The following is a 9,023-nucleotide window of genomic DNA, read 5'->3' on the forward strand; positions in this document are numbered from 1 at the left end:
CCAAAAGTTGATAAAGATGAAAAAGTTCTTAAAGAAAATATATTAATATTAGAAAATAAACTTTCAGAAGTTATTTCTTTATTATCCTTTGAAAATGATTTAAATAAAAAAGCATTATTAGAAAATAAATATTTAGAATTACTAAAACAGCTTAAAGAACTAAGAAATCAATAAAAAAGATAGCATTGTTGAGAATAAATAACTACACAGAATTATTTATTCTCAACATCTACCTTTTCATCAAAACTATTTATATTTTAATTCATTTATTAAAATATACTGTTTATAATATTATCATAACAGAAACATTAATTAATCTAGTGACAAAATTTCTTTTATTGATATATTAATATCCTCTGATAAATTCCTTTTTAAATTTCTTTGTAATAAATCCTTATGTTTTAATCCATTAATCTTGAAATATTCTTTTATTAAAGGAGTTCTTTTCTTTGGATCATCCATTGCTATATATGCTACAAACCAATCTTCTAAAGAAGTAAAATTTATTTTGCTATTTTCTAATAGTAAGGTATCGACAATTGATTTATCGTCTAAAATGAATTCATATATTTTATTACCTCGTAGATTTATCTTAAAATTCCCCATAAATTCTACCATAACTCCATCTACTTTATATCCAAAGAAACTTTCCGTTTTGAATGGCTCTTTTGATGATAGTTCTACTTTACTTCCTATTCTCTCCATAAATTCAACTACTTTTTCACTGTCTTTTGAATTAATTAAAATATCTATATCATTTGGCTTTTCTATTAATCCATGATAGTTTAATAAAACTGAGCCTCCAATTCCCCAATTGCATCCTATTTTATTTAATCCATCTGAAATTTTACATAATAATTCTGTATTCATATATCTCTCCATCATCTTTTAACTGAACTCAAAAAGTACTAAAGTACTTTTGAGTACTCTAGTACACCATTAATTTCATTAAATAACTTAGACATTAATACTAAAGCCCTCTATTATCTCTATTTCCACTCCGTTTGGATCTTCTATAAATATAAACTTTTCCCCTCCTCCTGTCTTAATCGGTCCTCTAATAATTTTTATATCTTTTTCCTCTAGCTCTTTTATTTTGTTATCTAAATCTAAAACTTCAAATCCAATAGATACTTTTGAATTGCTACCTGCTATAGATTTATTTTCATATTCTATTAATTCTAACATTACTGAACTTTCTCCTTTAAGAAATACTATATTGGTTCCTTCCATTGGTGAAAATTCTCTTACAATTTCTAGTTTTAATATATCTTCATAAAATTTTATTGCTTCTTTCAAATTTTTTACTGTAACTGTAACAAACTTAATATTCATATTTAATTCTCCTCATCTTATCTTTTTATTTAAATATCTCCTTTATATCTAATTCTAGCATATTTACTAACTTTATTTATGACTTTATAATTAGTTATACTCCCTAAAATTCCAATTATAGGTAATCCCTGAATAAACTTTGCCATTAATAAATTTTCTGATAATACTTGTGATGTATTTCTAAGTTCTAAGTTTAAATCTTTACTTATTTCCATATCAGAATCTATTTTATGTTCAATTTCATTTAACTCTTCATTACAAATTATTTTTTCTTCACCATTTGTTAAGGCAACATTTATTAAATTTAATATATAAATCTTTTCTGCTTCACTCTCATAATCAAAGCCGTAGCTTAAAGTAATTTCATATATTGTCTTTAATATCATAGCAATAAATAATGGTATATCTGGTAATCCAATGCCTAATGCTCCTAGTCCGGCACCCTCTATAGTTGAGATAGTTGAATTTATAAGCTTACTTTTCTTCCCTTGAGAATCCATTAGATTTATACTTTTTCTAGTAACCTTTTTATCTAGTGAATAATTATTTACATCGTGTTCTAATTGAATTTTATCTTTATCATATAGTTTTTCTATATACTTACTTCCCTTTTCTAACACTAATTTAAATCCATTATAAAAAGCATTTTCTAATGTATCCTTTAGCTTTTGTGGTATTTTTTCTTCTATCTTATCTGAAATTGGTTCTACTTTACTTTTAATAAACTTATTTTCCTTTTTATTTAATAACTTATTTTCTTTTTTATTTAATTTAGTTAATTCTCTATTTATTATTTTCTTCATTATTAATCACTACCTTTAAGATATTTTAATCTTATTTTTATTATATACCTTTTTAATATACTTATATAATATTTATCTTAATAACTTAAATAATAAATAATCAAATGAAGGAAAGTATAAAATTAACTACTAATTAAAAATTAATGTTCCGAGGCCTTCCTTATCATAAAAACTCCCATTTTAAGGTTATAATCTTAAAATGGGAGTATAAAATAAACTACACTATGAATTTTTAATTAGCAAAATGCTCTTTTCTTATCTTCTTTAAAGCCTTTTTTGATCCTCTTTCAATATCTCTTTCAAGTTTTCTTTCTTTATAACTTATGAATATTTGATTTAAATCATATCCTTCTGGGTAAAGTTCTTCTGCCTTTATCTCTAACTTCAACCTTTTATAATTGACTTCAATAAATTTATCATCATAGAATACTGTTATATTATTTAATTCATTTATTTCCTTATATACTATTGCTTCTCTGTTATTATCTAAAAGGCTAACTTTATCTCCAATTGAATATGAAGTATATTCAATTGTATTCTTTTGAATTTTCTTTTTAGAAACTTTACTTTCTTTAACTAAGTCATAATTATATTCTTTAGAATCTATATATTTTCTTGCTTTTTCAATAACCTTATCATCTATTCCCATCTTTCTTGAAATATATAAAGCATTACTATCACCTGATTTTCCTATTGAAAGCTTATATAGTGGTTCAAGTGTATCTTTTTTAAATTCCATAGCTGCATTTTCAAAATCAGGATGTTCTTTTGAGAAATTTTTAATTTCCCCATAATGTGTAGATGCAATTGTTATGCATCCTTTATGATAAAATTCTTCTAATAAAGAAATTGCAAGAGCTGCTCCTTCATTAGGTTCTGTTCCACTTCCGATTTCATCAAAGAGTAGTAAAGTCGATTTATTACTTTCCTTTAAAATTTGTGCTAAATTTTTAACATGAGAAGAAAATGTACTTAAGGCATTTTCAACACTTTGATCATCTCCAATATCTACAAATATTTTATTAAATAAAGATATTTCAGTTCCTTCTTTTGCTCCTATATGAAATCCCGATTGAGCTGCTAAAGTTAAAAGTCCTACTGTCTTTAACACAACAGTTTTTCCACCAGCATTTGGCCCAGTAATTATTAAACTTCTGTAATCTTCTCCAATTTCAAAATCTAAAGGCACTACATCTTTAATTAACGGATACCTTCCTCTTACTATCTTTATATAACCATGATTATTTATTTTAGGCTTAATTGCATTTATTTCACGACTATATTTAGCTTTTGCCCAAATCATGTCATATTCTGATATTACTTCAATATTTATCTTCAGATCTCTCATTCTTTCATAAATCATTTCAGTAATTGTAGATAATATCCTATATTCTTCAATACTTTCTTCTATCTTTAATGTTGCAAGTTCTGTTGTATATTTTGTTATTATATTTGGCTCTATAAATACAGTTGAACCTTTAGTTGAAGTTTCAATTATAGCTCCTTGAACTTGATTCTTAAAAGCCGCCTTTATTGGTATAGTATATCTCCCATTTCTTTGGCTTATAAAACTATCTTGAATATATTCTTTATTAGTACTATTTTTTAAGAATTTTTCAAGCCTTTCTTTTATTTTACCTTCACAAATATCAATATGCCTTCGTATCTTTTTAAGCTCTTTACTAGCATTTGAATCAACAGCGCTACCTTTAATTGAATTATTTATTTCTTCCTCTATATAACTTAAATCTGTAATATTTTCTCCATATGATCTTAATGTTCTAGCATATCCTTCCTTATCTTTTACAAATAATTTAACTTTTCTACATCCCCTTAAAAAGTTAGATATCATTACTAACTCACTTGGATCTAATGATGCCCCCTTATCAATCTTTTCAATAAGTGGTACTACATCAAAAATTCCTTCTAGTGGTATATGATAAGATGCATCTAGTAATCTTCTTCCTTCTGATGTTTCCTCTAATCTTTGTTCTACAATTTTCATATTATCACTAGGCTCAAGCTTATCTATTAAGGCTTTACCTAAACCACTAACGCAATACCCCTTAATAATTTCTTTTAATTTATAATAATGTAATTTTTCTAGTGTACTTTTATTCATATAAATAACCTTCCTTGTATTATTTACAAGTCTACGAAACCTAGATAGATTTTAAGTAATATAGTTTTTTATACTTTTATAAATCTTAAACTTAAATTAATAAGTAATTCTATATAAAATAAAAAAGCCATGGATACTTCCACAGCTTTAAACTCAACACTAATAAAGGTATATAAAACACCTTAAAGCATATTCGTGGACTTGTATCTATTAATAGTTTTATTAATTCCATAACAAATAAAGGTATATCACCCTATTTTTAGAATTAATATTAAATTACTATTTTAGATACTAGACACTCACAAAAATACCTCGCTTTATTTTAAAATCTATCTAAATATAATATATGTTAGAATTAATTTATAGTCAACAATTTTTAATTTTCTATATTTATTTTTCTAAAATATCTAATTAAAATAATTGCAGCTAAGCTAATTAAACTGCATGCTATTAACCCATTTTCTAGAGCTGAGTTAGATACAAAACCTATGATTGGATTTATAATCGATGAAGTTATACTTTCTATCATAGAATATATTGATAAAATAGTAGCTCTATTTCCTGATGATATAGACTTATTTTTTATATCTATAATCATTGGCTCCATTATTGCCATGCCAATAGAAATAACTGATACAAATAAAAAACTTAATATTGCATTACTTATGATTATTAATATAGATGAACTTATAAAAACAGCTATCGTCAACATATTTATTGATTTTATTTGTCCTATCATATTACTTAATTTATATGACTTTACTGATATTAATTTCATAAATTGAATTGCTACTAATAAAATCCCAAAATATCTTATATCTATCCCACTTTTAATATATTGTTGTTGATTTAAAAATACAGTTATACTTTGAACAACTTCTTTGACTAAAGAAATTCCAACTAAAAATATTATTATATATTTATTAGCTGCTACATGTTTTAAACTATATTTAAATTTATTTTTTACATTTTCCTTTTTAGTAACTTCATCAGTTATATTTTTAAGAAATAAAGATACACCAAAAGCTATTCCATAAGGGATAATAGTGTAATAAGCTGTTAAATCAATTGATATATTAATTATATAAGTTGAAATCATAGATCCAAGTAAAAACCCTACATTAGAAAACCATACATATCTTCCAAAGACTCTTTCACTATTTTGATTTTTATCCAGTGATAAATATATTAAAGCAGTATCACAACCTGATAATCCCGATATTGAAATGGATAATAATATTCTTTCAAATAGAAATATCCAAAACGAATTTGCTTTAAAAAACACTATTTTAGATATGAAAAATATAAAATTTGATATTACTAAAGTCTTTTTATATCCAAATTTATCTGCAAATATTCCCCAAGGTACTTCAAACAACATTATAAGAATCATAGAGATGGATTCAATCAAAAATATTTGATATATTGATACCCCCCTATTTTCTCTAAATACTGTTGCAATTGGACCATAAAATACAAATCCCTGCAAGAATACTATAATATACATTAAATATATATTTCTTTTATTATTCAATTTAACTTTCCTCCTAAATTACATGACAAATAAACCTTTATAAAAAGGTGAAAATTTGAATTTAGAATTAAGTTAAATTGGTCTAATAAACATAAATATACCTCCTAGTAACTATAAGTATATTATATTATTTAAAAACAAAAATAGAAAGTGAATTAATCCACTTTCTATTTTAGTATATCTACAGTATTTGCATTTGATGCTTTTCTTGCTGGAATAAAACTTGATGCAAGTCCTATTATAATTGATATTCCTATTGCTAATAAGCTTGTAAATAAACTTGGTGTAATTACTAGTTTAAAGTACATGGATATTATGTTAGCAATTATTATCCCTAAGATATATCCAACTACTCCACCAACCATTGTAATTACTATTCCTTCTATTAAAAATTCTTTTCTAATATCTTTTTTCCTTGCTCCTAAAGCTCTTTTTATTCCAATTTCTCTAGTTCTTTCTGAAACTGATGTATACATCATATTCATAAGTCCTATTCCTGCTATAAATAAAGAAATACCTGCTACAGATGCTATAAACATAGTTATTGTATTAAGTACTCCCCCTAATAAATTTACTACTCCACTTGTATCTATTATTTGATATTTACCTTTTATTACATTACCTTCTATTGAATTTAGAGTATTTTCTATTTCCTTTATACTAGCTTTGACATCACTATCCTTTTTTAAAGTAATAGTTAATCCTTCTACTTTTTTTAAGCCTGAGAAATATTTATCATAAGTTTTCTTTGGAATTTTTATATCTCCACCCATGTCGAAAAAACTTATCTCCTCTTCTGGTGGAGCTTTTTTAATTCCAACAACTTCAAATGCTATTCCATTTATAGTTGCTATTCCACCAACCAACTCGTCAATATTATCAAAATTATTCTTTAAGGTTTGCTCTGCAACTACTATAACTCTATCATTTAAAAGATCATCATTATTAGTTAAATTTCTGCCAAAAACCTCATCACTTACATCAAATTCTTCTACTGGTTTAATCATAGCATTAATGTTTTTTCCTCTAAAATCCATTTGTATAAATTCTCCAAGAGAATTACTACTATATTGAAATTCAACTGATTCAACTGATTCTAAATTTTCTACTTCACTTTTATGCTTGTCCTTAAAAAACTCCATTGTTGAAACTTCTTCAGTGAAAGTTTCTGGGCTAAAAGTTGCCATAAGAACAACAGCTCCATCTGTTTCTCCTGTAAACTCTTTAATAGTTTTATTTTTATATCCTTGTCCAAGTGCTACTATTGTAATAACAGAAGCTATTCCAATGATTATACCAAGCATTGTTAAAATAGATCTTTTCTTATTTCTGTTTAAATTTCTTAAAGCTGTAAAAACTAAAACTCTAAATTTCATTAGTATCTACCTCCTCAAGATTGCCATCAAAGATTTTCACTATTCTTTTCGCTTTTTTGGCAATATTTATATCATGAGTAATTAAAATAATTGTTATTCCTTCTTTATTTAACTCATTAAATATTTCAATTATTTCTCCTGATGTTTTACTATCAAGAGCTCCTGTTGGTTCATCTGCTATTATTATATCTGGATTATTTACAAGAGACCTAACTATAGATATTCTTTGCTGTTGTCCTCCTGATAATTGAGTAGGATATTTATTAATCTTATCTAATAAATTTATTTTCCTAAAAGTTCAATTACCTTATCTTTAGTTTCTTTAATACCTTTTCCCATATATAACATTGGAAGCTCTATATTCTCTTTAATAGTTAATCTATCTATTAAGTTAAAATCTTGGAATACAAAACCTATTTTCTTATTTCTCAAATTACTAAGTAAATCATCATTAAGGCTTTTTACTTCTTTTTCATCAAGTAAATAACTACCTTCGAAATCCTTATCTAAAAGTCCTAATATTTTTATCATAGTAGATTTACCAGAACCTGATGGACCCATTATAGCTAAAAACTCTCCTTTTTTCACTTCTAAATCCACATTTTTTAAAGCATGTAACTTTTCATCTCCTGAAGTATAGTACTTGTTTATACCCTTCAGTTTTATCATACTATACTTCCTCCTTACTATCTTCTGAAGGATTTATTAGTATCTTATCTCCTACCTTTAAAGTACTATCTTCAAGTATGTAGTTGTCATCCTTTAGAGTTGCCTTTATTTCCATCTTTTTATTATTTTCACCTTCAACTAACTTAACATATACTTTTCCTGACTCTTCAATAACACAACTTTTAGGTATGGCAATTTCTTCTGGATTTACTGTTAATTCTACGCTAAATCCTATTTTTATACTTTCATCCGGTTTAATATAAAATGCATATCCTGCAGATTTTCCATCTGAAGACATTGTTGGAACTTCTTCAATCTTAATTATTTTTCCCATAACTTTTTTGTTATTGCTTATAATCTTTGCTTCTACTTTATCATCTAATTTTAACTTATCTACATCAAATTCTGATGCTTGGGCATATATTAAGGAATCCTCTGAAATTATTCTCATATATTCTTTTGTCAAATCTTCATTATTTATATAGACTTTTCCACTTATTTCTGCCTTTATAATTTTTACAACTTTATTATTTAAGGAATCTCTTTTAGAAATAGTATCATTTAAAGTTTCTGTTAATTCATCAACCATACTAGTTATTTCTACTTGCTGTGTTTGTGGACTTTGTATCTGATTTGTTGTATCTAAGGCTGCTTGAACCTCTTTAGCTTGTGCTTCTTTATTAAGTGCTTCTAGCTTATTTACTCTTTCTTTTTCTTTTTGAATTTTTGAATTTAATGAATTAATTTGCCTATTTAACTCATCAACTTGTTCTTGAATAGCTTCATTATAATAACTAAAAAGTTCTACATCTTTTTCTACATATTGTCCATCTTTAACAAATACTTCGTTCAGCTCACCATTACTTTTATCCAACATTATTTTCTGTTCTTTACTTATTATACTGCTTCCTTTAAACTTTAAGCCGCCAGTTTCTTTTATTTCAAAATAATCAATCTTACTTTCTTTATTACTATTTACAGTTGATTTGTTTTTAACGTATAATGCTGAAATAATAATTCCTATTAAAGCTACTATAAATATACTAACACCTATTACTATTTGCTTTTTTTTCATATAACTACTCCTTGTTTTATATCTTATTAAAATAAAGAGAGTAAATCTATATTTTAGATCTACTCTTTACTTTTCTTATTCCTTTACAAAATATATATCTTTCTTTTTT

The 9,023-nt window shown here is 25.4% G+C and carries 9 protein-coding genes; all 9 read right to left on the reverse strand.

Annotation, left to right across the window (positions count from 1 at the left end):
• Positions 1-312: 312 nt before the first annotated feature.
• The 9 genes from A500_RS09280 to A500_RS09315 all read right to left on the reverse strand — a co-directional run bounded on the left by A500_RS09280 (position 313) and on the right by A500_RS09315 (position 8,914).
• Positions 313-870 (reverse strand): nucleotidyltransferase domain-containing protein, encoded by a 558-nt coding sequence (locus tag A500_RS09280; RefSeq protein ID WP_016207323.1) that lies wholly within the window; start codon positions 868-870, stop codon positions 313-315.
• A gap of 87 nt (positions 871-957) precedes the next feature.
• Positions 958-1,335: a VOC family protein gene (locus tag A500_RS09285; RefSeq protein ID WP_016207324.1), complete on the reverse strand. Its 378-nt coding sequence runs from the start codon at positions 1,333-1,335 to the stop codon at positions 958-960.
• Positions 1,336-1,364: 29 nt separating this feature from the next.
• Positions 1,365-2,138, reverse strand: coding sequence for an EcsC family protein (locus tag A500_RS09290; RefSeq protein WP_016207325.1), 774 nt, complete (start codon positions 2,136-2,138; stop codon positions 1,365-1,367).
• Between the two features lie 232 nt (positions 2,139-2,370).
• Complete coding sequence (locus A500_RS09295) at positions 2,371-4,260, reverse strand: endonuclease MutS2 (protein ID WP_016207326.1); 1,890 nt, start codon at positions 4,258-4,260, stop codon at positions 2,371-2,373.
• A 376-nt stretch (positions 4,261-4,636) separates the two neighbouring features.
• Entirely contained in the window at positions 4,637-5,794 is a 1,158-nt protein-coding gene (locus A500_RS09300) for an MFS transporter (protein WP_016207327.1), read from the reverse strand.
• A 167-nt stretch (positions 5,795-5,961) separates the two neighbouring features.
• Positions 5,962-7,170, reverse strand: a complete 1,209-nt coding sequence (locus tag A500_RS09305; RefSeq protein WP_016207328.1) for an ABC transporter permease — start codon at positions 7,168-7,170, stop codon at positions 5,962-5,964.
• Positions 7,160-7,456 (reverse strand): ATP-binding cassette domain-containing protein, encoded by a 297-nt coding sequence (locus tag A500_RS22070; protein WP_423219291.1) that lies wholly within the window; start codon positions 7,454-7,456, stop codon positions 7,160-7,162. Before A500_RS22070 ends, A500_RS09305 begins: the two co-directional genes overlap by 11 nt.
• Positions 7,453-7,839: an ABC transporter ATP-binding protein gene (locus A500_RS21900; RefSeq protein ID WP_016207329.1), complete on the reverse strand. Its 387-nt coding sequence runs from the start codon at positions 7,837-7,839 to the stop codon at positions 7,453-7,455. The genes A500_RS22070 and A500_RS21900 overlap by 4 nt, the downstream gene beginning before the upstream one ends.
• 1 nt (position 7,840) lies before the next feature.
• Positions 7,841-8,914, reverse strand: a complete 1,074-nt coding sequence (locus A500_RS09315) for an efflux RND transporter periplasmic adaptor subunit (protein WP_016207330.1) — start codon at positions 8,912-8,914, stop codon at positions 7,841-7,843.
• Positions 8,915-9,023 lie beyond the last annotated feature (109 nt).

The sequence above is a fragment of the Clostridium sartagoforme AAU1 genome, from assembly GCF_000401215.1.
GTDB lineage: Bacteria > Bacillota > Clostridia > Clostridiales > Clostridiaceae > Clostridium > Clostridium sartagoforme.

Bases quoted from the DNA above. Each gene is read 5' to 3' on its own strand.
- A500_RS09280 (WP_016207323.1), bottom strand. From the start codon at position 870: ATGAATACAGAATTATTATGTAAAATTTCAGATGGATTAAATAAAATA.
- A500_RS09285 (WP_016207324.1), bottom strand. From the start codon at position 1,335: ATGAATATTAAGTTTGTTACAGTTACAGTAAAAAATTTGAAAGAAGCA.
- A500_RS09290 (WP_016207325.1), bottom strand. From the start codon at position 2,138: ATGAAGAAAATAATAAATAGAGAATTAACTAAATTAAATAAAAAAGAA.
- A500_RS09295 (WP_016207326.1), bottom strand. From the start codon at position 4,260: ATGAATAAAAGTACACTAGAAAAATTACATTATTATAAATTAAAAGAA.
- A500_RS09305 (WP_016207328.1), bottom strand. From the start codon at position 7,170: ATGAAATTTAGAGTTTTAGTTTTTACAGCTTTAAGAAATTTAAACAGA.
- A500_RS21900 (WP_016207329.1), bottom strand. From the start codon at position 7,839: ATGATAAAACTGAAGGGTATAAACAAGTACTATACTTCAGGAGATGAA.
- A500_RS09315 (WP_016207330.1), bottom strand. From the start codon at position 8,914: ATGAAAAAAAAGCAAATAGTAATAGGTGTTAGTATATTTATAGTAGCT.